This window comes from Streptomyces sp. NPDC045899, from assembly GCF_056431485.1.
On sequence record NZ_JBWKKP010000048.1, the window covers coordinates 1 to 22,502 of the forward strand.

The following is a 22,502-nucleotide window of genomic DNA, read 5'->3' on the forward strand; positions in this document are numbered from 1 at the left end:
TCACCGAAGAGGTCAAGACCCGCAAGGGCTGACCCCCACCGAACAGACCCGTGGGGCCCCGAACGCACACCGCGTACGGGGCCCCACGGCCGTCCCGGACGCGTTCCCGCCCACCGGGCGCGGGTGTTGACCCGCTTCCGCCGCCCGGATACGTTCTTTCAACGAATTGTTGAAAGAGCTGTTCCGCTGTGGTCGAGGCGTGGAGGTGCGGGAATGGTCCGGCGCGAAACGGTGGAGACCAGCCTTCCGGGAGCCGTACGCGACGGAGTCGCCGCCTCCCTCGCCGCCGTCGACGCCGAACTCGCCCGGCGCTACCCCGGCGACCCCGGCACCCGCCAGCCCGTGCACACCGTCTACGTCCCCGCCGACGCCTTCACCGCCGACACCGTCCGCTCCTGGGGCGACCGGGCGCTGGCCGCCCTCGACGAGCACGCCCCCGACGCCGCCTCCTTCGCCGCGGTCCTCGGTCTGCCCGACGCGCTCGCCGAGCCGGTCCACCGCCGGGTGCGCGCCAAGCTGGAGCGCGAACCGGTCGAGGACCTGCGCATCGACTTCGAGGACGGCTACGGTCCGCGCCCCGACAGTGAGGAGGACGCCGCGGCCGCCCGCGCCGCCGCCCTCCTCGCCGCCGCCCACGCCGAGGGCACCGCGCCCCCGTACGCCGGCATCCGGATGAAGTGCATGGAGGCCGCCGTCCGCGACCGCGGCATCCGCACCCTGGACATCTTCCTCACCGGGCTGATGAACGCCGGCGGACTTCCCGGCGGTCTGGTGCTCACCCTGCCCAAGGTCACCTATCCCGAGCAGGTCACCGCCATGGTGCGGCTGTGCGAGGAGTTCGAACGGGCCCGCGGACTGGCGGCGGGCCGCATCGGGTTCGAGATCCAGATCGAGACCACCCAGGCCGTCCTCGGCGCCGACGGCCGGGCCACCGTCGCCCGGATGATCGACGCCGCCGGGGGCCGCGCCACCGGACTGCACTACGGCACCTTCGACTACAGCGCGGCCTGCGGGGTCAGCCCCGCCCACCAGTCCCCGGACCACCCCGTGGCCGACCACGCCAAGGCGGTGATGCAGGTGGCCGCCGCGGGCACCGGGGTCCGGCTCTCCGACGGGTCCACCAATGTCCTGCCGGTCGGCCCGGCCGAGCGCGTCCACGACGCCTGGCGGCTCCACCACCGCCTCGTCCGGCGCGCGTTGGCCCGTGCGTACTACCAGGGCTGGGATATGCACCCCGGCCATCTCCCCACCCGCTACGCCGCCGTCTACGGCTTCTACCGCGAGGGACTGGAGGCCGCCGCCGAACGGCTGTCCGCCTATGTGCGGCGCGCGGGCGGCGCGGTGATGGACGAGCCCGCCACCGCGCGGGCGCTCAGCGGCCATCTGCTGCGCGGTCTGGACTGCGGGGCGCTGGACGCCGCCGAGGTCGAACGGCTGACCGGACTGGCCCGCGCCGAGCTCGACGCGCTCGCCGGGCGCGCCCCGCAGGGCCCGCCGCGCTGAACCGGATGCGTTGACCCACGGGCGCTGAACCGGGGGAGACCGCCGCACCACCTCCGCACCACCGCCGCGCGCCCGAGCGCTGCGAGGGCGACGCCCGCGTACCGGCCGCCGGGCCGGCCCCCGGCGGATCGGCATCCGAGCTGCCGGTGCTCCGCGCCGGTGCCCGACCGGGCGCTCCCGTCACGGCGTCGCGCCACCCGGCCGGTGCCGCGGCGGCCGCCGGACCGCCGCGCTCCCGCCCCGTTCACCCGTCGCCCGGACGCCTGACCCGCCCGGCCACATCCGCTCACCCGGACGTGTCACCCAGGATGCGGCGCGGCCGGGCCGGGCGGGAGATGGTGGCATGGCGAGCGCCCCTGACGACCCGCCGGGTCCGCCCCCGCCGGTGCCGTCCGCCCCGGCCGGGCGGGACGGCGCCGGGCGGTGGCCGCGCGCGCCCGGCCGACTCGTCAGGAGCGTTCTGTCGGCCTTGCTGATCCTGCTGGCGTGTCTGCTCGTCCCGGCGTCCGTGCTGACCGTATGGGTCCACGACAACGTCCTGAACACCGACCGCTTCGTGGCGACGGTGGCCCCGCTGGCCACCGACCCGGCCATCCAGGACACCGCCGTGCAACGGGTCGGCGAGGTCGTCGACCTGCGTCGCGACAGCCGGGAGTTCACCGCCGGCATCGCCGACTGGATGCGCGACCAGGGCCTTCCGCCGAAGGCCGCCGACACCGTGGAGGGACTGGCCCCGCAATGGGACTCCGCCCTCGACCAGGCGGTACGGAGGGTCGCCGCGCACATCGTGCACAGCGAGCAGTTCGCCGCGGTGTGGACCGGCGCCAACCGGGCCGCCCACACCGCCGTCGTGGACGCCCTGACCGGTAAGCGGCACGGTCCGGTCGGCGTCGAGGGCGACACCGTCGTGCTCAATGTCGGACCCGCCGTGGAACGGGTCAGACATCAGCTGGTCGCCGCCGGGTTCCCGTCCGCCCACGGCATCCCCGACGTCAACCAGCAGCTGATCCTCTTCCACTCCGACCGGCTGGACACCATCCGGCGTTCGGCCCGCCTGCTCGACCTGGCCGGGAACCGGCTCCCGCTGCTGACCCTCGTCCTCGGCGGCACCGGCGTGCTGCTCGCCCACCGGCGCCGCCGGGCCCTGGCCCGCGCCGCCCTGGGCGCCGCGGCCGCCTCGGTCCTGCTCGCGCTGGCCCTGGTCGTCGGCCGCCGCTACTACCTGGAGCACGTACCGCCGAGCGTGCTCTCCCGGGCCGCCGCCTCGGTCATCTTCGACACCGTGGTCCGCTTTCTGCGCGTCACCGTGGCCACCGTGCTGGTGCTGTCCGTCGTGATCGCCCTCGGGGCGTATCTCGCCGGACCCGGACGGCTGCCGCGCGCGGTGCGCGACAGCGCGGAGCGGGCCGCCGACACGGCGGCCCGCTGGGGCGCGGACCACGGGGTGCGCACCGGCAGGGCCGGGACCTGGACGGCCGACCACCGGCGGGGGCTGACCGTCGTGGCCCTGCTGGTGCCGGCCGGCGTGTTCGCCCTGGGGAACCATCCCACCGCGCTCACGGTGCTGTTCCTGGCGCTGATCCTGCTGGCCGCGCTCGCGGTGATCGCCCTGCTGGCCGCGACGGGCCGGACCGGCGGCGCCGACCGCGGCCGGACCGGGGGCTGAACGCCCACCGGGCGTCACACCCCGCCCTGTCTCAGGTGAGGAGGAGCACGATGAAGATCAGGCAGGCCGCGATATTGACCACCCAGCTGTGGCTGTTCAGCCACTCCCGCAGCCGGGGCATGGCCCGCCGCGCCCGGCTGCCGAAGAGGAGGTAGACCAGCAGCGGCAGCGCCGCGATCAGCACGGTGAGCCCGATGAACGGCAATGCCGCCACCAGCCCCGCGTCATGCTGCGCCAGCGAGGCCCCCACGGTCAGCATGACCATGATGTCGGATGGCATCAGCAGGATGATCAGGATCCCGGTGACGAACGCCCTGCCGGGTCCCGCCTCCATCAGCGTGCCCAGCCACTTCGGCGGTTCCACCGTCTCGCGCTTCACATAGTTCTTCACCGCGACCGCCACCAGCAGCCCGATCAGCACCACTTGGAGCACGGTCCCGGCCGAGCCGCGCTGGTCCGGGCTGCCCGGGGAGACCACCTGGCCCAGCAGTGTGAAGATCCCCCGGGTGAGGGCGACTCCGGCCGTCGCCGCGATCGCCACGCCCAGCAGGAACGCGAGTGAGACGCGGACCGGTCGCCGCGTGGTCACCAGGATCACATCGGCCACGATCTGCGGACCCGCCATCATGGTGACGGCGAGCGGGAGAATCTGGAGCTCCATCGGCCGCCCTTCGCCCCGTCCGTCCTCCCTCCATTCCCCCGCACCCGGGACCGTCCGGCATCCGGGCTTGCGCCGACCGGGGCGGTCCGGTCCGCGGACGTAGGCTGGTGGTGTGGGCCCGGGTGGGGCCCTCGTGGTCCCCGCCGGGCGTGTCCGACGGGAGGCAGACGATGGACTACCCACTGCTGAATGTGTTCTGGACCACGATGTGGATCTTTCTCTGGGTCCTGTGGCTGATGCTGCTGTTCCACGTCTTCGGCGATATCTTCCGCGATGACTCGCTGAGCGGCTGGGCCAAGGCGGGCTGGTCCGTCTTCGTGGTCGTCCTGCCCTTCCTCGGTGTCTTCGTGTACCTGATGGCACGCGGCAAGGGCATGGGCCGGCGCCAGATGGCACGTGCGGAGAAGGCCGAGGAGGACTTCCGGGAGTTCGTGCGCACGACCGCCGGAACCGGCCGCGCGGAGGAGTTGTCACGGCTGGTGGAGCTCAAGGACCACGGTGACATCACGACCGAGGAGTACGAGCGGGCCAAGGCCAAGGTGCTCGCCGCCTGAGAGCCGCGGACGGACGTGAGTCCGTCCGCGCGGGGCGGACCGAGGAAGAGCCCGCCCGGCACACCGCCATCGGCACCGCGGTGCCGCTCAGTAGCGCACCGCGGTGCCGATCTGTGCGCTGACCTTGCCGGAGAGCGTGCGGTGGCTGCGTGCGGTGGCCTTTACGGGGGTGTCCGGCCGGACCGAGCGGATGGTGACCACCACGGCGTCAACCAGGTGCTTGTCCGCGTTACGGAAGTTGACCAGGATCGTGTACGAGGCGGTCTGCTGCGCCGAGTTGGTCACGGTCAGCCGGGTGGTGGCGCGCCCCTGGCCGTCGAGCGACACCGGGCCCGCCGTCACGTCCCGGGTGGCCTTGGTGCCGCCCTCGATCTTGTCCAGCTGGGCCTTGGCCGACGCGGTCGCCGACGCCACGGCGGCGGAGGCCCGGGACACCGCGGCCGACGGGGTGCCGCCCTCGTCGGAGCAGCCGGCGGCGGGCGCCAGCACGGCCATGAGGCTCACCGCGCAGATCGTCCGCATCAGGCGCCCGCTCATCACGTCTCCCTCGTCCCGGCGGCCGGGGTCCCGGTCCTCCGCACCCACCCTGCGGGCGGCCGGAGGGCGGGGCAACCGGGGCGGGTCCGTTCAGGACGCCCCGGCGTACCGGCCGCGGACGGGCCCGTTCAGGCCGCGGACCAGCCCGTTCAGGGCGCGGACGGGGGCAGCTCGCCGGAGCCGCGGGGGATCAGCCGGGTCGGCAGGACGACCCGGTGGGGCTCGCCGCCCGCGCCGTCCAGCCGCCGGAAGAGCAGATCGGCGGCGGTACGGCCGAGCTGGGCCGCGTCCTGGGCCACGACGGTGACGGCCGGGGAGAGCAGATCGGCCAGCTCGAAGTCGTCGAAGCCGACGAGGGCCACCGGGGGCGCGGGCGCGGGCCGTTCGGCCAGCACCCGGACCACGGTGACGGTCACCCGGTTGTTGCCCGCGAAGAGCGCGGTGACCGGCTCCGCGGCCTCCAGCGCCGCGGTGGCCGCCGCCCGCACCCGGGCCGGATCGGTCGGTCCGAGCGAGACCCAGGCGTCATCGACCGGCAGTCCGGCCCCGGCCATCGCGGCGCGATAGCCGCGCAGCCGTTCGGCGGCGGTGTGGATGCCCGGCTGGTCGCCGAGGAAACCGATCCTGCGGTGGCCGTGGGCGATCAGATGGGCCACGGCGTCCCGCGCGCCGCCGAAGCTGTCGGAGACCACGGCGTCGGCGTCGATCCGGCCCGCCGGGCGGTCGACGAAGACCGTGGCCACCCCCGCCGCTATCTCCGGGGCCAGATAGCGGTGGTCCTGTCCGGCCGGGATGACCACCAGTCCGTCGACCCGCCGGGCGCACAGCGCGAGCACCAACTCCTGTTCGCGGTCGGGGTCCTCGGCGCTGGAGCCGTTGATCAGCAGGGCCCCGTGGGCGCGGGCGACCTCCTCCACGGCCCGGCTCAGCGGTCCGTAGAACGGGTCGGCCAGGTCCTCCAGGACCAGACCGATACTGGCGGTACGGCCCTTGCGCAGGATGCGGGCGCTGTCGTTGCGGCGGAAGCCGAGCGAGGTGATCGCCTCCTGGACGCGCCGCTCGGTGTCCGGGGTGACGCCCGGCTCGCCGTTGACCACGCGTGAGACGGTCTTCAGCCCGACCCCGGCACGGGCGGCGACGTCCTTCATCGTGGGCCGGGTGCCGTAGCGGCGCGCGGTGGTGCGGTCGGCGGGGCCCGGGGCGGTGTCGGTCACGGTGCGCTCGTCCCGTCGCTGGTCGTGGTGGCGGAGGGGTGACGAGCATAGCCTCTGGACAACGTTGTCAGCGGCAGGGAAGACTGGTCCCGCACACCCATGGCGCCGGGCCCACCAGGAGAGTCGACATCCATGCCACGTGACCTCATCGCCGCACTGGACATCGGTGGCACCAAGATCGCGGGCGCTCTGGTGGACGGTGGCGGCACCCCGGTCGTGCGGGTCCGCCGCGCCACCCCGGCGCGGGAGGCCGGTGCCACGGTATTGCGGGAGGTCACCGCGGTGCTGCGGGAGCTCGCGGCCACCGAGCACTGGGCGCGGGTGGCCGCCGTCGGGATCGGCAGCGCGGGCCCCGTGGACGCCTCCGTGGGCACTGTCAGCCCGGTCAACATCCCCGGTTGGCGTGACTTCCCGCTGGTCGCCGGGGTCCGGGAGACCACCGGCGAACTCCCGGTCACGCTGGTGGGGGACGGGGTGGCGATGACCGCGGCCGAGCACTGGCAGGGCGCGGCCCGCGGCCGGAGCGCGGCCCTGTGCATGGTGGTGTCCACCGGTGTCGGGGGCGGGCTGGTGCTGGGCGGACGGCTGCACCCCGGCCCCACGGGCAACGCCGGGCACATCGGCCACATCAGCGTCGACCTCGACGGGGACCCGTGCCCGTGCGGGGCGCGCGGCTGTGTCGAGCGCATCGCCAGCGGACCCAACATCGCCCGCCGGGCCCTGGACGGCGGCTGGCGCCCTGGTCCGGACGGGGACACCACCGCCGAGGCCGTCGCCGTCGCCGCGCGGGCCGGGGACCCGGTCGCCCTGGGCTCGTTCGCGCGGGCGGCGCAGGCCCTCGCCGCGGGGATCGCCGCGACCGCCGCCCTGGTCGAGATCGAGGTCGCGGTGGTCGGCGGCGGGGTGGCGGGCGCGGGCGAGGTGCTGTTCGCGCCCCTGCGGCGCGCCCTGCGCTCCTACGCGACACTGTCCTACGTCCAGGGGCTGGAGGTGGTCCCGGCGCAGATGGGCAATGACGCGGGACTGGTCGGCGCCGCCGCGGCGGCGGCCCAGGAACAGCGGCTGGAGCGTTTCCGCGCCCCGGCCCCCACAAGCCCGTCCCCGGACGGCGGTTGAGCCGGGCGGTCAGCCACCGCCCCGGCCTCTCGCGCCCGAGTGCGTCCGGGGCGGTCGGGCCCCTCCCCGGGCTGCCGCGCGAGGCGGGGCAGGGATGGGGGAGGGGCCCTTCCGGTGGGGGTGTCGGGGGTGACGTCAGCAGGTGAACGCCGCGTCGGCCCAGTCGGCGTGATCGCTGTTGTCACCGTCACCGGCGTCGGTCACGACCAGCCGTACGGTCGTGGCGCCGTCGATCGCGGCGGAGAGCGCGCGGGCGGAGTCGGCGGTGGTCAGGGTGCCGGTCGAGGCCGCCTTCCGGCCGTCGGCCCACACCTCGAAGGTGACGGTGCCCGCCTCCCATTTCTCGTCGTCCACGCCCACCTGCGCGGTGAACGCCGAGCACCGGCCGCCGGTGTAGTACGTGATCTCACTCGGCGCATGGGCGCCCAGGCCCTTGGCGTAGGTCTTCCCGCCGATGGTGAGCGGGTGACCGTCGCCCGCGGCCTGTTCACCGACGCTGGTGTTCCGCTCCACCGGGCCCCAGCCGTTGCCCGCGCTCACCCACGGCAGATCGCCCGCGGAGGACACGCCGGAGGGCGGCGCCACCACCACGTGCACCGTCGAGGGCAGCTCCGTACGGGCCTCGGCGCCGCGCGGGGAGCGGTAGTCGGCGCGCACCTTCAGGTCGTACGGGCCGGGCCTCGCGCCGGCGGGCGGGGTGATCCGCCAGTGGGTGGTCAGGGTGCGGCCGGAGCCGAGGGAGGCGGTGCGCGACGGGGAGGTGGCCCGGACGGTCCAGCCCTCGGGGCCGGTCAGCCTGACCGCGACCGAACGGGCCGTGCCGCGGCCGAGGTTGGTGACGGTGGTGTCCAGCGCGGCCGGGGTCTTCGCCTCCGCCATCGCGGTGCCCGTCAGGCCGAGGTCGGCGGCGGGCGGGTAGGAGGCCCACTTCCGGTCGGCGGAGACGCGGTAGAGCACGGTGCCGTGGGCGGGAACGGTGGCCGAGACGGTACCGGCGGTCTGGTAGCTGCGGTGCTGCCACAGATCGCGCAGCTGGTACCCCCGGGCGCCGGGCAGCCCGGCCTCGGCGGCGGTGGTGGAGATGCGCTGCGGCCGGTCGGTCTCGTTGAACAGGGCGACGGCGCGGCTGCCGTCCTTCATCTCCTTGGCGATGACCCAGCGCCCGTCCCGGGAGGAGACCACCTTCCCCTGTCGGCCCAGCGGATCCTGGTCGACCGCGATGACCTCGGAGTTCTCCAGGATCTCAAAGGTCTCAGGGGTGGCCTTGCGCAGATCGGTGCCGATCAGCAGCGGTGCGGCCATGATCGACCACAGGGAGAAGTGGCTGCGGTACTCGGTGTCCGTCATCCCGCCGTTGCCGACCTCGAGCATGTCGGGGTCGTTCCAGTGGCCGGGGCCCGCGTACTCCGCCAGGGGCAGGTTCTTCTTGGCGATGCTCAGCATGCTGCCCCAGTTGTCGCTGATGTCGCCGGTGGTGCGCCAGAGTTGGCCGACGTCCTCGGCCCACTCCCAGGGCTCGTTCTCGCCCCACTCGCAGATGCTGTAGACGATCTCGCGGCCGGTCGCCTCGGACGCCTTCTTCAGCGCGTCACGCATGGCGCGGTAGCGCTGCTTGGCGTCGACGCCCTGGTTATGGCAGTTGTCGTACTTGAGGTAGTCGACGCCCCAGTCGGCGAACTGCCGGGCGTCGGACTCCTCATGGCCCAGCGCTCCGGGGAAGCCGAGGACGTCACAGGTGTGGGTACCGGCGCTGGTGTAGATGCCGAGCTTCAGGCCCTTGGCGTGGACGTAGTCGGCGACGGCCTTGATGCCGTTCGGGAAGCGCTCCTTGTGCGGGACCAGTTTGCCGTCCGCGTCGCGTCCGGGCTGTGCCCAGCAGTCGTCGAGGTTGATGTACTCATAGCCGGCCTTCTTCAGTCCCTTGGACACGAAGAGATCGGCCATGCCCTTGATCATGTCCTCGTTGAACTCCTTCCGGCAGTGGGTGGAGTTCCAGTTGTTGAAACCCATCGGAGGGGTGAGGGCGAGCCCGTCTCCGTCGGCTGAGGGGGATGAGGCATCCGATGCGGACGATGATGCCGTGGCCTTGGTGGCAGGCGACGGCTGGGCGGCGGCGGGGACGGACAGACCCACCGCGGTGAGAACGACTGCCCCCAGACATCCTATGAATCTTGACCGGGTCGTACGAAGAGACGAATGGCGCACCGTGCGGCTCCTCTGGTCTCGGCGCCTGTCGCGACCTGTCATGGCCGCAACAGCTACGAGCGTTTACGGTAGAGCATGTTGAAGTCTGTTGGAAGCGAACTGATAACAGTTGGCCGATAGCTCGCCAAAACCCTTGACGAGGGGGCGCGCGGGGGGTGTGATCCCTTCACTCACGTTCGTTTGTGTTGGATTTAACCTCCGTGGAGGGGGACATGGCACAGTCATCGTCAGAACATCGGATCTCCCGCCGTGCGCTGCTTCGGGGCACCGCGGTCGGAGCCGGGGCGGTCGCCCTCCCGACGCTGCTCACCGCCTGTGGTGGCCCGAGCAAGGAAGTCAAGATCGGCTCCAACGCATCGGACGCCGTACCGCGCAAGGCGTTCGCCGAGGTGTTCAAGGCCTACGAGAAGAAGTCCGACAAGAAGGTCAAGGTCAACACCGTTGACCACGAGTCGTTCCAGGAGAACATCAACCGCTATCTCAAGGGCACGCCGGACGACGTGTTCATGTGGTTCGCCGGATACCGGATGCAGTTCTTCGCCCAGCAGGGGCTGCTCGCCGATATCAGCGACCTCTGGGATGGCTTCGACGGGTTCTCCGGGGCGCTCAAGGCGCAGTCCACGGGCAAGGACGGCAAGCAGTACTTCGTGCCGTACTACTACTACCCCTGGGCGGTCTTCTACCGGAAGAGCGTCTTCGAACAGCGCGGCTACGAGATACCCAAGACCTTCGACGAGTACCGGGCCCTGGCCAAGCGCATGGACAAGGACGGCCTCGACGCCTTCGCCTTCGGCGACAAGGACGGCTGGCCCGCCATGGGCACGTTCGACTACCTCAACATGCGCGCCAACGGCTATGACTTCCACATCTCGCTGATGGCGGGCAAGGAGTCCTGGACCGACCGCAAGGTCAAGCACGTCTTCGACCTGTGGCGCGGTCTGATGCCCTACCACCAGAAGGGCGCCAACGGACGGACCTGGCAGGAGGCCGCGCAGAGCCTGGCCCAGAAGAAGTCCGGGATGGCGGTCTTCGGACTGCCCCACCCGGGTCAGCAGTTCTCCGACGCCGACCGCGGCGACCTCGACTTCTTCCCCTTCCCGGAGATCGACTCCGCCTACGGCCAGGACGCGGTCGAGGCCCCGATCGACGGCTTCCTGCTGTCGAAGAAGTCCAAGAAGCAGAAGGAGGCCAAGGAGCTGCTGAAGTACCTGGCGACTCCGGCCGCCGAGGAGAAGTACCTGATCCGGGACCCCAACAACGTCGCGGTCCACAAGGACGCGTCCACCGACTCCTACAACGCGCTCCAGAAGAAGGCCGCCGAACTGGTCTCCGGCGCCAAGCAGATATCCCAGTTCATGGACCGCGACACCCGCCCCGACTTCGCCTCGCAGGTCATGATCCGGGCCATCCAGCAGTTCATCAACGACCCCGATGACATCGACGGTCTGACGAAGGACATCGAGTCCCAGAAGAAGACCATCTTCGCCGCCAGCTAGGAGAATCGCGCAGTGCCGCTCAAGACCGCGCGGCGTGCCGGACGGACGGGGCCGCGGAAGTTCACAGGCCGCGACCTCGCCGTCATCGGTGTGCTGCTGGGCATACCCGTCCTGATCGACCTGGCCCTCATCTGGGGCCCCACCCTGGCCTCCATCGGCCTGTCCTTCACCAGCTGGGACGGCATAGGCGACATCACCTGGGTGGGCGGGGACAACTACCGGGCCCTCTTCAGCGATTACCCGCCGTTCTGGCCCGCCGTCCGCAACAACCTGCTCTGGCTGGCCTTCCTCGGACTCGTCGCCACGCCCTTCGGACTGCTGCTCGCGGTGCTCATCGACCGGGGTGTCCGCTTCAGCCGGTTCTACCAGTCCACCATCTACATGCCGGTGGTGCTCTCGCTCGCCATCGTGGGCTTCATGGCCCAACTGGTCTTCTCCCGGGACCAGGGCGCGCTCAACGCCGTGCTCGGCAACGAGAACAACCCGGTGGACTGGCTCGGGGACCCCGACCTCAACATCTGGATGGTGCTCATCGCCGCGGCCTGGCGGCACACCGGATACGTGATGATCCTCTACCTGGCCGGGCTGAAATCCGTGGACGCCTCGCTCAAGGAGGCCGCCGCCATCGACGGGGCGGGCGAGGCGCAGACCTTCTTCCGGATCGTGCTGCCCACGCTGCGGCCGGTCAATGTGATCGTCCTGGTCATCACCGTCATCGAGGCGTTGCGCGCCTTCGACATCGTCTACGCCATCAATCACGGCCGCAACGGACTCGAACTCCTCTCCGTCCTGGTCACCGACAACATCATCGGTGAGGCCAGCAGAATCGGATTCGGCTCCGCCATCGCCGTCGTCCTGCTCACCGTGTCCCTGGGATTCATCGTGACCTACCTGGTCCAGGAGCTGCGAGGGGAGAAGAAGGGATGACCGTCACCACATCGTCGGCCCCGGCGCGGCCCGCCGCCACCGTGGAACCGGCCAAGCGCGGGCGGCCCCGGGTGCGTCCCGGCAGGCTCGGCGTGCACGCCTTCCTGATGACCGTCTCGCTGGCCTTCCTCGCCCCGCTGCTGCTCGCCGTCTACGCCTCGCTGCGTCCGTACGAGGAGACCGCCGAGCACGGCTACTTCTCGCTGCCGCGCCATCTGTCGTTCGACTACTACCGGCAGGCGTTCAGCGACTCCGGTATGGGCAAGTACTTCGTCAACTCGCTCATCATCGCGGTGCCCGGGGTGCTGCTGACGCTGTTCCTGGCCTCGTTCGTGGCGTTCGCCGTCACCCGGCTCCAGATGCGCGGCGGACTGGTCCTGCTGATGGTGTTCACGGCGGGCAATCTGCTGCCGCAGCAGGTGATCGTCACCCCGCTCTATGTGTTCTTCAACAAGATCGACCTGCCGTACTGGATGTCGGACTCGATGACGATGTACGACTCCTACTGGGCGGTGCTCGCCGTCCAGGTGGCGTTCCAGGTCGGCTTCTGCGTCTTCGTCCTCGCCAACTTCATGCGCACGCTGCCGATGGAGATCGTCGAGGCGGCGCGGGTGGACGGCGCCGGGGTGTGGACGCAGTACTGGCGGATCACCCTCCCGCTGTGCCGGCCGGCGCTCGCGGCCCTGGGGACCCTCCAGTTCACCTGGATGTACAACGACTTCCTGTGGGCGCTGGTCTTCCTCTCCAACGGGGACAAACTCCCGGTCACCTCCGCCCTGAACAACCTCCGCGGGCAGTTCTTCACCGACTACAACCTGCTGGCGGCGGGTTCGGTGATCGTGGCGCTGCCCACGGTGCTGGTCTTCCTGCTGCTCCAGCGGCACTTCATCGCCGGACTGACCCTCGGCGCCAGCAAGGGCTGAGCGGGCACCACCCCCTGGCGCGTCCGTATCGGGGGGGCGGGGGGGGCGGGGGGGGGGGGGGGGGGGGGGGGGAGGGGGGGGGGGGGGGAGGAGGGGGGGGGGGGGGGGGGGGGGGGGGGGGAAAAGCACCGCACCCCCCCCCCCCCCCCCCCCCCCCCCCCCCCCCCCCCCCCCCCCCCCCCCCTCGCCCCCCCCCCCCCCGCGACGGGTGTTGTGGTGCGGCCGGATCCGGCGCGGGAGGGCGGGATCCGGCGGGATCCCGCCGGATCCCGTACTCCGAGGCGATCCGGCGTTTCCGTGACAGGGTGATGCGGGCAACTGTCAGGAGGCGATGAATAGGGGGAAATGTGATCGTCTGGCTGAACGGTGCGTTCGGTGCGGGCAAGACCGCCGTGGCCCGCGAGTTGGTGGACCTCATGCCCGGCAGCACGTTCTACGACCCGGAGGTGGTCGGCGACGGCCTGCGCAAGCTGCTGCCGCGCAAGCGCCTGGAGGAGGTGTCCGACCACCAGGAGCTGCCCTCGTGGCGGCGGCTGGTCGTGGACACCGGGGCGGCCCTGATCGCGGAGGTCGGGGGTCCGCTGGTGATCCCGATGACGGTCCTCAGACAGGAGTACCGGGATGAGATCTTCGGCGCCTTCGCCGCTCGCCGGATACCGGTCCGGCATGTTCTGCTGCACTCCGATGAAACGATCCTTCGCGAGCGAATAGCCGAGCGCGAGGCGGTTCCCGGCGATCCGGACGCCAGTGAGTCCGTCCGCCGCCGCGCTCTGGACCACCTCGCGCCCTACCGCGCGGCCCTGGGCTGGCTGACCACCGATGCCCATGTCGTGGACACCACCGGGCTCACCCCGCGCCAGACCGCCGCGCATATCGCGGACGCCGTCCGCGACGGCGCCGGGAACTGCGACATCGTGCAGACCCCCGAGCCGACGGCCGCGACGCTCGCCGCCGGGGTGCTGCTGTTCGACGAGAAGGACCGGGTGCTGCTCGTGGATCCCACCTACAAACCCGGCTGGGAGTTCCCGGGCGGGGTGGTCGAACCGGGCGAGGCTCCGATGTACGCCGGGGTGCGTGAGGTCACCGAGGAACTCGGGATCCGGCTGGACGCCCCGCTGCGGCTGCTGGTCGCCGACTGGGAACGGCCCCAGCCGCCCGGCTTCGGCGGTCTGCGCCTGCTGTTCGACGGCGGCCGCCTCACCACGGAGGCCGCCCATGATCTGCTGCTCCCCGGCTCCGAACTGCGGGGGTGGCGTTTCGCCACCGAGACCGAGGCCGCCGGGATGCTGCCGCCGGTCCGGCTGCACCGGCTGCGGTGGGCGCTGCGCGCCCGGGAGCAGGGCCGTCCCCTCTACCTCGAGGCGGGCGTCCCCGCGGGCCCCTTGGACGCGTCCACCCTGGACGCCACCCTGGCCGACCCCCCACCCGACCCGGCCGCGCTCCCCGGCACGGCGGGCTGACGGGGCCCGGCCCCGGGGAGCTGAGCGGCCTCCCTCCGGCCGGGGCAGGAGCGCTCCGGCGACCGGCGTCGCGCTGGAGCGCTCGGGCGCCGGGCGCCCGGCGCCCAGTGGCTCCTGCCGGGGGCCCGACCGCAACCGCTCGGAGGCGTCAGCGCGGACCGGTGACCTGGGCCCGGCTGCCCGTGCCGCGGGAGTGGGCCGATGGGGCCCCGGGGAGCTGAACGGCCTTCCCGGGCCCGAGGCCGGAGCGCGCCCAGGACCTCCCCGGTGACCGGCGTCGGCGTCGCCCCGGCCGGTGCGGGTGGGCGTCAGTGCTTGCCGGAGGCGTACGACGTCAGGAACAGCGCCTCGGTCAGCGACAGCTTCTCCAACTCCTCCGGTGAGACGCTCTCGTTGACCGCGTGGATCTGTGCCTCCGGTTCGCTCAGCCCGATCAGCAGGATCTCCGCCTCCGGGTACAGCGAGGCGAGGGTGTTGCACAGCGGGATCGAGCCGCCCTGGCCCGCGGTCGCCATGTCCTGGCCGTCGTAGGCCACCCGCATCGCCGACCGCATCGCCTCGTACGCCGGGCTGCCGGTGTCCGCGCGGAACGGCTGGCCCGAGCCGATCTGTTCCACCCCGACCCGGGCGCCCCACGGGGCCGCGGCCCGCAGATGCTCGGTCAGCAGCCGGTTCGCCTCCTCCGCCGTCACACCCGGCGGCACCCGCAGGCTCACCAGCGCCCGCGCGCTCGCCTGCACCGAGGGGGTCGCGCCGACCACCGGCGGGCAGTCGATGCCGAGCACCGTGACGGCCGGGCGCACCCAGATGCGGTCCGCGACCGTGCCCGCGCCGATCAGCTCGACCCCGTCCAGCACCTTGGCGTCCTTGCGGAAGTCCTCCTCCTCATAGGTGAGCCCTTCCCACACCGCGTCCGACGCCAGACCCTCGATCGTGGTCGAACCGTCCTCGGCGCGCAGCGAGTCCAGCATCCGGATCAGCGCGGCGAGCGCGTCCGGTGCCGCACCGCCGAACTGGCCGGAGTGCAGATTGCCCTCGAGCGTGTCCACCGACACCCGCAGCAGCGTCATCCCGCGCAGCGTGGCCGTCACCGTCGGCAGCCCGACCCGGAAGTTGCCCGCGTCACCGATCACGATGGCGTCGGCCGTGAGCAGGTCCGGATGCGCCTCCGCATAGCGCTCCAGACCGCCGGTGCCCTGCTCCTCGGAACCCTCCACGATCACCTTGACGTTGACCGGGACACCACCGTGTTCCTTGAGCGCGCGCAGCGCGGTGAGGTGCATGATCAAGCCACCTTTGCAGTCCGCCGTGCCGCGTCCGAACCAGCGGCCGTCACGGTCGGTCAGCTCGAACGGCGGGCTGAGCCAGGCGTCCTCGTCCAGCGGCGGCTGCACGTCGTAATGCGCGTAGAGCAGCACGGTCGGGGCGTCCGCCGGGCCGGGGAGCAGCCCGTAGACGGACTGTGTGCCGTCCGGGGTGTCCAGCAGCGCGACATCCCGGAAACCCTCCGATTCCAGGGCTTCCACCACCCATCGGGCCGCCGCCTCGCATTCGGCGCGCGGGAACTGCGCCGGGTCCGCGACCGACCTGAAGGCCACCAATTCGGCCAGTTCCCGTTTGGCGCGCGGCTGCAGGGCGGCGACGGTGGCGGCCAGCGCCGTGTGGTGCGCGTGGTCCGCGGCCGGGACGTGTGGTGCCTGCTCCATGGGGGACACTCCTGTGCTGTGATGGGCACGTGTGTACGGCTTGATCCGGTGCCGCGATCATCCCACAGCGGGGTCACGCACCGCCGCGCCGTAGGATGCGGACGGTGGGGGGACGCACGTTGATCAGGTCGGCCGACTGGGAGCGGAAGCACACGTGAGCAGCGACAACACGGACCGGAACGGGGAGTCCCCGGCAGAGCCTTCGGCAGCGCCAGGCGACGAGTCGGTGTGGGACGTGGTGGTGGTCGGGGCGGGCCCCGCGGGTGCCTCCGCCGCCTACGCCGCCGCCTGCGCGGGCCGCCGGGTGCTGCTGCTGGAGAAGGCCGAACTGCCCCGTTACAAGACCTGTGGCGGTGGCATCATCGGCCCGTCCCGGGAGGCCCTGCCGCCCGGCTTCGAACTGCCCCTGCGCGAGCGGGTGCACGCGGTGACCTTCTCGATGAACGGCAAGCTCTCCCGCACCCGCCGTTCCAAGCAGGCGCTCTTCGGCCTCATCAACCGGCCGGAGTTCGACGCCGGTCTGGTCGAGGCGGCCAAGGACGCGGGCGCCCATCTGCGCACCGGTGTCGCGGTCACCCGCGTCGAACAGCACGGCCCCTCGGTGCCGGACCGCCGTACCGTCGCCGTGGTGCTCGCCGACGGCGAGACGCTGCTCGCCCACGCGGTGGTCGGCGCGGACGGCAGCGCCAGCCGCATAGGAGCCCATGTCGGGGTGAAGCTGGACCAGGTGGACCTCGGCCTCGAAGCCGAGATCCCGGTGCCGCCGCCCGTCGCGGAGGACTGGGCGGGCCGGGTGCTCATCGACTGGGGCCCCATGCCCGGGAGTTACGGGTGGGTCTTCCCCAAGGGCGACACCCTGACCGTCGGCGTCATCTCAGCCCGTGGCGAAGGCGCCGGGACCAAGCGCTACCTCGAGGACTTCATCGCCCGGCTCGGCCTCGCCGGTTTCGAACCCAGCATCTCCTCCGGCCACCTCACCCGCTGCCGCTCGGACGACTCCCCGCTCTCCCGGGGCCGGGTGCTGGTGTGCGGGGACGCGGCCGGTCTGCTGGAGCCGTGGACCCGCGAGGGCATCTCCTTCGCGCTGCGCTCGGGGCGGCTGGCGGGGGAGTGGGCGGTCCGTATCGCCGAGGCCCATGACGCGGTCGACGCCCGTCGCCAGGCCCTGAACTACGCGTTCGCCATCAAGGCGGGGCTGGGCGTGGAGATGGGCGTGGGCCGCCGGATGTACGCGGCCTTCGCCCGCCGGCCCGGGGTCTTCCACGCGGCGATCACCGGATTCCGCCCGGCGTGGCGGGCGTTCACCAAGATCACGCGGGGCACCACCACCCTCGCCGAACTCGTCCGCAGCCACCCCGCCGCCCGCCGCGCCCTGATGGCGATGGACCGCGGCTGAACGCTCCGCGGGAAGTGCCGGGGGGGGGGGGGGGGGGGGGGGGGGGGGGGGGGGGGGGGGGGGGGGGGGGGGGAAGGGGGGGGGGGGGGGGGGGGGGGCGTTACGCAGCAAGACATCACACACCGCCCCCCCCCCCCCCCCCCCCCCGCCGCTCATTCTCCCTCCCCCCCCCCCCCCCCCCCCCCCCCCCCCCCCCCCCCCCCCCCCCCCCCCCCCCGGGCCGGCAGCGGGCTACTCCCCGGGGAGTACGCCGGAGCACCGCGTCGGATGGACGACGCGGCAGGTCGGAGCCGTCTAGCGTGGCGGGTATGCACGATGCACCGGGGGAACGCGACCCGCGCCGAGGACGGGCAGGAGGTCCGCACGGCGGCCGGGCCGTACGGGGCCGCTGGTGGCCGCCGTCCGGTCACCGCCCCTTCGGGCCGCCTTGGCGCCGCGGCCGGGGCCCCTGGTGGGCCGGTGAGGAGGCTGCGGGGGAGGAGCCGCGGGGCGCGGGACGGGTGCCGTGGCGCTCCTCGGCCGCCGTCGCGGTCATCCAGCTCGTCGGGACCCGGTTCGCCGCACACGACCAGCCCGACCGGCCCGACCTCGGTCCGCTCGGCTACGCCCTGCTGCTCGCCGGGCCCGCGCTGCTGCTCGTACGCCATCGGCACCCACGCCTCGCGGTGTTCGGCACGGCCGCGGTGACCGTGGTCTACCTCGGCGCCGGCTATCCCAACGGCCCGGTCTTCGTCAGCGTGGTGGTGGCCTCCGTGGCCGCGGTCGCCGCGGGGCGGCGGATCGCGGCCTGGAGCGCCCTGGGACTGCTGTGGGCGGGCCGTGTGGTGATCGGGCACTGGCTGTACCGCCGGCTGCCGCCGGGCGGGGACGGCCCGGCCTCCTGGGGACAGGAGCTGGCCGTCGCGGCGTGGGTGACGGCCGTCGTCGCCGCGTCCGAACTCGTCCGCGTCCGGCGTGAGCAGTGGGCCCGGGAGCGGGCCGAGCGGGCGGCGGAGGCGCGCCGCCGGGCCGATGAGGAGCGGCTGCGGATCGCCCGCGAACTGCATGACGTGCTCGCCCACAGCATCTCGGTCATCAACGTCCAGGCGGGGGTGGGGCTCGCCCTCCTGGACCAGGACCCCGAACAGGCCCGGACCGCGCTGACCACCATCAAGGCCGCCAGCAAGGAGGCGCTGGGTGAGGTCCGGCAGGTGCTGGACACCCTGCGCGCCCCGGGCGCCGCGCCGCGTTCACCCGCCCCCGGGCTGGCCCGGCTCGGCGAACTGACCGAGCAGGCGGCCAGCGCTGGACTGACGGTGGAGGTGACGGAGGAGGGCCGGCGTGTCCCGCTGCCGCCGGGCACCGACCTCGCCGCGTTCCGGATCGTCCAGGAGGCGCTGACCAACACCGTCCGCCACTCCGGCTCCCGGACCGCCCGGGTCCGGCTCCGCTGGGCCCCGGACGCACTGGAGTTGCGGGTGGACGACGACGGCCCGGCGACCTCCGCGGAGACTGCTGGGACGGGGCCCGCGGACCGGACGTCCGGCGGTGGCAACGGCCTGGTCGGCATGGGCGAACGCGCCGCTGCGCTCGGCGGTACGGTCGAGGCGGGCCCGCGCCCGGACGGCGGCTTCCGCGTCCGCGCCCGCATCCCGCTGGGCCGTCCGGCCGGTACGGTGGCGGCCGGGCCGGAGGAGGAGGCGCCGTGAGCGGGGTGGACCGTGTGATCCGGGTGGCCCTGGCCGATGACCAGGTGTTGGTCCGCGCGGGGTTCCGCGCCCTGCTGGCCGCCCAGCCGGATATCGAGGTGGTCGGCGAGGCCGCCGACGGCGAGGAGGCACTGGCCCAGGTGCGCGAGGGACACCCCGACGTCGTCCTGATGGACATCCGGATGCCGCTGCTCGACGGGCTGGCCGCGACCCGCCGGATCACCGAGGACCCCGCGCTGGCCGGGGTGAAGGTGGTCATGCTGACCACCTTCGAACTCGATGAATACGTCTTCGAGGCGATCCGCGCGGGCGCCTCCGGCTTCCTCGTCAAGGACACCGAACCCGATGAACTGCTGCGCGCCGTACGCGCCGTGGTCGAGGGCGACGCCCTGCTCTCGCCCGGGGTCACCCGCCGTCTGATCGCCGAGTTCGCGGCCCGTTCCAAGGCGCCCGCGCCCGCGTCGGCGCTCACCGAGCTGACCGAGCGGGAGCGCGAGGTGATGGCCCTGGTGGGCATCGGGCTGTCCAACGAGGAGATCGCCCGCCGGCTGGTCGTCAGTCCGCTCACCGCCAAGACCCATGTGAGCCGGACGATGGTGAAGCTGGGTGCCCGCGACCGTGCCCAACTGGTCGTCCTGGCCTATGAGTCCGGGCTGGTCCGGCCGGGCTGGCTGGGCTGAGGGGCCGGGCCGGGTGCCTTAGGCCCTGTCCTGCCCGTCTTCGTGGGCCCGCGACGCCTGGCATCGCCGCTCGCCGCGTTGTCGGGATCGTTCGGGTACGCCCGGTACAAGAACGACCCTCCGCCGCGCGAGCCGCCCCGGCCGAAGCTGGGACGTGCCCCCTGCACCGGACGCCGCGGCCTGATCCACGAACACCGGCAGGACAGGGCCCAGGGGCCGCCCTGGAGCGAACCCGTCAGAACAGGGCGTCGGGGCCCTCGGGCTCCCGCTCCGGCGCGGTCACCGGCACCGTGGTCACGGTGCCGGGCGGGGCGGCGGCGAGCCGGCGGCCCGCCAGGTGGCGGGCGTCCAGCAGCAGCGCGCGGCCGTCCGTCGCGGTCAGATGGACGTCGGGGCCCGCGACGGCGTCGATACGGCCCGCCACCGCGCGGTCGGCGGTGAGCCGCAGCACCCCGTCCAGCGGCCGCACCCGGTCCAGCCGGAACGCGGAGTCGTGGTGGACGGGGGCGAACTCCGCGACGGTGAGCGACTCCGGCAGCCCGGGCAGGGCCCGGGCCCTGCCGTGGAGGGCGGCGAGCTGGGCGGCCCGTTCCTCCGGGGGCGGCGGTGTCTCGCGCGCGGCCCGCTTGGCGGCGTACGGGAAGCGGTCCGGAACCCCGAGCGCGGTGCCCAGGACGGCTTCGGCGCGCCGCGCGGCCATCAGCGGGCCGCGGCCCAGCAGAGCGTAGGAGAGCGCCGCCTGCTCCAGCAGCCGTACGCCCTCGCGCTCGGCCGCGGTGATCCCGACCTTGATCAGCTCCGGGCCGAACCAGGCCAGGTAGACGTCGTACGGCCGGGGGTCGTCGGTGCGGGTGTCGGCGGCCACCGAGTACGAGCGGTCCAGCCGGGCGCACTCCGGGCACTGCGCCGAGACGGCCGAGTCCCCCACCTCGGCCCCGGTCGGGCACGGGGTGTGCCGGGCCCCCCGGCGCACCCCGACACAGCCGCGCCGCGATCCGGTGGTGAAGGCGAGCGGACGGTCCCCGTCCAGCGGGGAGACCCGCTCACCACGGACCGGATGGCGCCACACCAGCGCGGGCCCGGAGCGGCTCCAGCGCGGTCCGGCGCACACCCAGTGGTGCGGGTCCCCCTCGGTCATCCACGCCTCTTGCGGGGCTGCCACCACAGGACCTGGAGGACGCGCAGCAGGAATCCGGCGGTGGCCACCGCTCCGGCGCTCCGCACCCAGACCGCCTCGTGGTCCTCGCCCAGCCCGCCGAAGAGGACGGGGCCCGCGAGGGCGAGGAAGAGGACGGCGGCCAGCAGAGCGCCGGTGACGACGGCGAAGACGATCTCCACCGTCACGGCGTCGCGGTCGTTCTCGTCACGGGGTCCGCTCATACGTCCCAGTCCTCGCTCCTCGCCGCGGTCCCCCGCGGTCGTCCGTGGTCAGCCGGTGTCGGCCCGGTGGTCCTCACGGTGCTTGCGGCGCACATAGAGCTGCTTCCGCACGCGGGCCACGACCGTACCGTCGTCCGCCACCACATCGTTCTCGAACCAGGGCAGCGCCTTGTCGCCGTCCGCCGTGGCCTCGCGGATCTCCTCCAGCCGGTCCTCGGTGAGCTTGAAGTCGGCGAAGACGTCCCCGCGGCCGGGTGAGACGAACTCGATCTCCCCGGCCTTGTCCCAGACGATGTAGTCCCGGCCGAGGCTGTTCATCGTCAGCAGCATCCAGAACGGGTCGCCCATCGCGAACAGCGAGCCGCCGAAGTGGGTGCCCACATAGTTGCGGTTGTGGCGGTGCAGCCGCAGCCGGACCCGTGCGTTGCTCCAGTCGTCGGCGAGGTGGAGCACCCGCACACCGGCGAAGAGGTAGGGCGGCCACACGTTCATTCCGTGGCGCAGGGTCCGTGCGGACAGCGATCGACGAGACATGGCTGGAAGCTAACATGATTTGTTACTCACTGGTAACTCCACTTCCGGTGCACTCGCTCACCTCAGATTCCTCCGCGTTCCCGCCACAGCCGGGCGAGCTCCGGATCGCCGGTGGTGCCGAGCGTGCTGAGCGGAAGCCGGTTCCACAGCGCGAAATAGAGGGTCGTGACCGGCCCGGAGAGCTCGCAGTCCGCCACCCCGTCGGCAATGCGCTCGGTGCGCGGCACCCCGTCGGACAGCCGCACCGTCCACACCGCGTCCCCGTCGGTGGCCCGCAGCCGGAGGGTGCGCGGGGTCTCCGTCCGTACCTTGCTGCGCTCCATGGCGTGGAATCCCGCCAGCAGCTCATCGAGTCCGTCGGCTGCGAACTCCGGGGTGACGGGCGAGAGTTCTCCGCCCAGCGCCGACTCGGCGTCGGCCCGGTGGATGGCGGTCTCATGGGCCTGCCGCCGGGCCCAGAACGCCAGCGGCGAGGGCGCGGGCAGGAAGGTCATGCAGGCCAGCTCCGGATCGGCGGTGCGCAGCGCCTCGACCAGGGCGCGGTGGCCGTCCCGGAACCACTCCAGCAGCGCCTCGCCGCTGAGCTGTGGATCGGGGGTGAACGGCGCCGGCTCGGCAAGAGCCTCGGCGATCACCCGGGTCGCCCAGCGGTGCACCCGCCCGGTGTGGCTCAACAGGTCGTGGACCTGCCACTTGGGGCACGTGGGGACCGCGGCGTCCACCCCGGCCCGGGCCGCGGCGTCGGCCAGCAGTCGTCCCTCGCGGTCCACACAGTCGATCAGCTCACTGATGTCCATGTCGGGATTCTGCCAGCCGGCACCGACAACCGGGTCGCCCGCCGGGGTCATGGTGTGCA

At 72.9% G+C, this 22,502-nt stretch carries 20 protein-coding genes; 11 read left to right on the forward strand and 9 right to left on the reverse strand.

Annotation, left to right across the window (positions count from 1 at the left end):
- Positions 1-213: 213 nt before the first annotated feature.
- A complete protein-coding gene (locus tag AC07FT_RS35835) occupies positions 214-1,503 on the forward strand; it encodes a DUF6986 family protein (protein ID WP_479180336.1) in 1,290 nt (429 codons plus the stop codon).
- A gap of 343 nt (positions 1,504-1,846) precedes the next feature.
- Complete coding sequence (locus AC07FT_RS35840) at positions 1,847-3,169, forward strand: hypothetical protein (protein WP_479180338.1); 1,323 nt, start codon at positions 1,847-1,849, stop codon at positions 3,167-3,169.
- A 31-nt stretch (positions 3,170-3,200) separates the two neighbouring features.
- Here the strand turns inward: AC07FT_RS35840 and AC07FT_RS35845 are convergent, their stop codons facing one another.
- Complete coding sequence (locus AC07FT_RS35845) at positions 3,201-3,830, reverse strand: GAP family protein (protein ID WP_479180340.1); 630 nt, start codon at positions 3,828-3,830, stop codon at positions 3,201-3,203.
- Positions 3,831-4,000: 170 nt separating this feature from the next.
- Here AC07FT_RS35845 and AC07FT_RS35850 point away from each other — a divergent pair, with 170 nt between their 5' ends.
- Positions 4,001-4,384 carry an SHOCT domain-containing protein gene (locus AC07FT_RS35850; RefSeq protein WP_432040700.1) on the forward strand — a complete coding sequence of 128 codons (384 nt, stop codon included), beginning with the start codon at positions 4,001-4,003 and terminating at the stop codon, positions 4,382-4,384.
- Positions 4,385-4,471: 87 nt separating this feature from the next.
- On the opposite strand, the gene AC07FT_RS35855 is transcribed toward AC07FT_RS35850, so the two are convergent.
- Together AC07FT_RS35855 and AC07FT_RS35860 are read right to left on the reverse strand one after the other, a co-directional pair.
- The gene (locus AC07FT_RS35855) at positions 4,472-4,921 is read right to left on the reverse strand and encodes an FxLYD domain-containing protein (protein WP_479180342.1); all 450 of its coding nucleotides are present in this window, start codon (positions 4,919-4,921) and stop codon (positions 4,472-4,474) included.
- 149 nt (positions 4,922-5,070) lie between these two features.
- Positions 5,071-6,135 (reverse strand): LacI family DNA-binding transcriptional regulator, encoded by a 1,065-nt coding sequence (locus AC07FT_RS35860; RefSeq protein WP_479180344.1) that lies wholly within the window; start codon positions 6,133-6,135, stop codon positions 5,071-5,073.
- 132 nt (positions 6,136-6,267) lie between these two features.
- Between AC07FT_RS35860 and AC07FT_RS35865 the strand changes: the two genes are divergently transcribed.
- Complete coding sequence (locus AC07FT_RS35865) at positions 6,268-7,251, forward strand: ROK family protein (RefSeq protein ID WP_479180345.1); 984 nt, start codon at positions 6,268-6,270, stop codon at positions 7,249-7,251.
- 135 nt (positions 7,252-7,386) lie between these two features.
- Here AC07FT_RS35865 and AC07FT_RS35870 read toward each other — a convergent pair whose 3' ends face one another.
- Positions 7,387-9,456: an NPCBM/NEW2 domain-containing protein gene (locus AC07FT_RS35870; protein WP_479180346.1), complete on the reverse strand. Its 2,070-nt coding sequence runs from the start codon at positions 9,454-9,456 to the stop codon at positions 7,387-7,389.
- Positions 9,457-9,668: 212 nt separating this feature from the next.
- Between AC07FT_RS35870 and AC07FT_RS35875 the strand changes: the two genes are divergently transcribed.
- The 4 genes from AC07FT_RS35875 (at position 9,669) to AC07FT_RS35890 (ending at position 14,262) form a co-directional block, all read left to right on the forward strand.
- A complete protein-coding gene (locus tag AC07FT_RS35875; RefSeq protein ID WP_471207005.1) occupies positions 9,669-10,952 on the forward strand; it encodes an ABC transporter substrate-binding protein in 1,284 nt (427 codons plus the stop codon).
- 12 nt (positions 10,953-10,964) lie between these two features.
- Positions 10,965-11,879: a carbohydrate ABC transporter permease gene (locus tag AC07FT_RS35880; protein WP_479180347.1), complete on the forward strand. Its 915-nt coding sequence runs from the start codon at positions 10,965-10,967 to the stop codon at positions 11,877-11,879.
- Positions 11,876-12,802 carry a carbohydrate ABC transporter permease gene (locus tag AC07FT_RS35885; protein ID WP_479180348.1) on the forward strand — a complete coding sequence of 309 codons (927 nt, stop codon included), beginning with the start codon at positions 11,876-11,878 and terminating at the stop codon, positions 12,800-12,802. The genes AC07FT_RS35880 and AC07FT_RS35885 overlap by 4 nt, the downstream gene beginning before the upstream one ends.
- 347 nt (positions 12,803-13,149) lie before the next feature.
- Positions 13,150-14,262 (forward strand): NUDIX hydrolase, encoded by a 1,113-nt coding sequence (locus AC07FT_RS35890; RefSeq protein WP_479180349.1) that lies wholly within the window; start codon positions 13,150-13,152, stop codon positions 14,260-14,262.
- A gap of 308 nt (positions 14,263-14,570) precedes the next feature.
- Here the strand turns inward: AC07FT_RS35890 and AC07FT_RS35895 are convergent, their stop codons facing one another.
- Complete coding sequence (locus AC07FT_RS35895) at positions 14,571-15,968, reverse strand: M20/M25/M40 family metallo-hydrolase (protein ID WP_479180351.1); 1,398 nt, start codon at positions 15,966-15,968, stop codon at positions 14,571-14,573.
- Between the two features lie 154 nt (positions 15,969-16,122).
- Here AC07FT_RS35895 and AC07FT_RS35900 point away from each other — a divergent pair, with 154 nt between their 5' ends.
- The 3 genes from AC07FT_RS35900 (at position 16,123) to AC07FT_RS35910 (ending at position 19,732) form a co-directional block, all read left to right on the forward strand.
- A complete protein-coding gene (locus AC07FT_RS35900; RefSeq protein WP_471207020.1) occupies positions 16,123-17,364 on the forward strand; it encodes a geranylgeranyl reductase family protein in 1,242 nt (413 codons plus the stop codon).
- 308 nt (positions 17,365-17,672) lie between these two features.
- On the forward strand, positions 17,673-19,052 hold the full coding sequence (locus AC07FT_RS35905; protein WP_479180352.1) for a sensor histidine kinase: 1,380 nt from the start codon (positions 17,673-17,675) through the stop codon (positions 19,050-19,052).
- 14 nt (positions 19,053-19,066) lie between these two features.
- On the forward strand, positions 19,067-19,732 hold the full coding sequence (locus tag AC07FT_RS35910; RefSeq protein ID WP_471207054.1) for a response regulator transcription factor: 666 nt from the start codon (positions 19,067-19,069) through the stop codon (positions 19,730-19,732).
- A gap of 235 nt (positions 19,733-19,967) precedes the next feature.
- On the opposite strand, the gene AC07FT_RS35915 is transcribed toward AC07FT_RS35910, so the two are convergent.
- From AC07FT_RS35915 to AC07FT_RS35930, 4 genes are all read right to left on the reverse strand, one after another.
- The gene (locus AC07FT_RS35915) at positions 19,968-20,870 is read right to left on the reverse strand and encodes a DUF2797 domain-containing protein (RefSeq protein WP_479180354.1); all 903 of its coding nucleotides are present in this window, start codon (positions 20,868-20,870) and stop codon (positions 19,968-19,970) included.
- Positions 20,867-21,112: a DUF6332 family protein gene (locus tag AC07FT_RS35920; RefSeq protein WP_479180356.1), complete on the reverse strand. Its 246-nt coding sequence runs from the start codon at positions 21,110-21,112 to the stop codon at positions 20,867-20,869. The genes AC07FT_RS35915 and AC07FT_RS35920 overlap by 4 nt, the downstream gene beginning before the upstream one ends.
- A 48-nt stretch (positions 21,113-21,160) precedes the next feature.
- Positions 21,161-21,646 carry a DUF4442 domain-containing protein gene (locus AC07FT_RS35925; RefSeq protein WP_479180357.1) on the reverse strand — a complete coding sequence of 162 codons (486 nt, stop codon included), beginning with the start codon at positions 21,644-21,646 and terminating at the stop codon, positions 21,161-21,163.
- 62 nt (positions 21,647-21,708) lie between these two features.
- Positions 21,709-22,443 (reverse strand): maleylpyruvate isomerase family mycothiol-dependent enzyme, encoded by a 735-nt coding sequence (locus AC07FT_RS35930; RefSeq protein ID WP_479180359.1) that lies wholly within the window; start codon positions 22,441-22,443, stop codon positions 21,709-21,711.
- Between the last annotated feature and the right edge of the window lie 59 nt (positions 22,444-22,502).

Coding starts and splice junctions, on each gene's coding strand:
- AC07FT_RS35920 (WP_479180356.1), bottom strand. CDS start 21,112: ATGAGCGGACCCCGTGACGAGAACGACCGCGACGCCGTGACGGTGGAG.
- AC07FT_RS35840 (WP_479180338.1), top strand. CDS start 1,847: ATGGCGAGCGCCCCTGACGACCCGCCGGGTCCGCCCCCGCCGGTGCCG.
- AC07FT_RS35835 (WP_479180336.1), top strand. CDS start 214: ATGGTCCGGCGCGAAACGGTGGAGACCAGCCTTCCGGGAGCCGTACGC.
- AC07FT_RS35850 (WP_432040700.1), top strand. CDS start 4,001: ATGGACTACCCACTGCTGAATGTGTTCTGGACCACGATGTGGATCTTT.
- AC07FT_RS35895 (WP_479180351.1), bottom strand. CDS start 15,968: ATGGAGCAGGCACCACACGTCCCGGCCGCGGACCACGCGCACCACACG.
- AC07FT_RS35930 (WP_479180359.1), bottom strand. CDS start 22,443: ATGGACATCAGTGAGCTGATCGACTGTGTGGACCGCGAGGGACGACTG.
- AC07FT_RS35845 (WP_479180340.1), bottom strand. CDS start 3,830: ATGGAGCTCCAGATTCTCCCGCTCGCCGTCACCATGATGGCGGGTCCG.
- AC07FT_RS35905 (WP_479180352.1), top strand. CDS start 17,673: ATGCACGATGCACCGGGGGAACGCGACCCGCGCCGAGGACGGGCAGGA.
- AC07FT_RS35925 (WP_479180357.1), bottom strand. CDS start 21,646: ATGTCTCGTCGATCGCTGTCCGCACGGACCCTGCGCCACGGAATGAAC.
- AC07FT_RS35875 (WP_471207005.1), top strand. CDS start 9,669: ATGGCACAGTCATCGTCAGAACATCGGATCTCCCGCCGTGCGCTGCTT.
- AC07FT_RS35855 (WP_479180342.1), bottom strand. CDS start 4,921: ATGAGCGGGCGCCTGATGCGGACGATCTGCGCGGTGAGCCTCATGGCC.
- AC07FT_RS35865 (WP_479180345.1), top strand. CDS start 6,268: ATGCCACGTGACCTCATCGCCGCACTGGACATCGGTGGCACCAAGATC.
- AC07FT_RS35915 (WP_479180354.1), bottom strand. CDS start 20,870: ATGACCGAGGGGGACCCGCACCACTGGGTGTGCGCCGGACCGCGCTGG.
- AC07FT_RS35885 (WP_479180348.1), top strand. CDS start 11,876: ATGACCGTCACCACATCGTCGGCCCCGGCGCGGCCCGCCGCCACCGTG.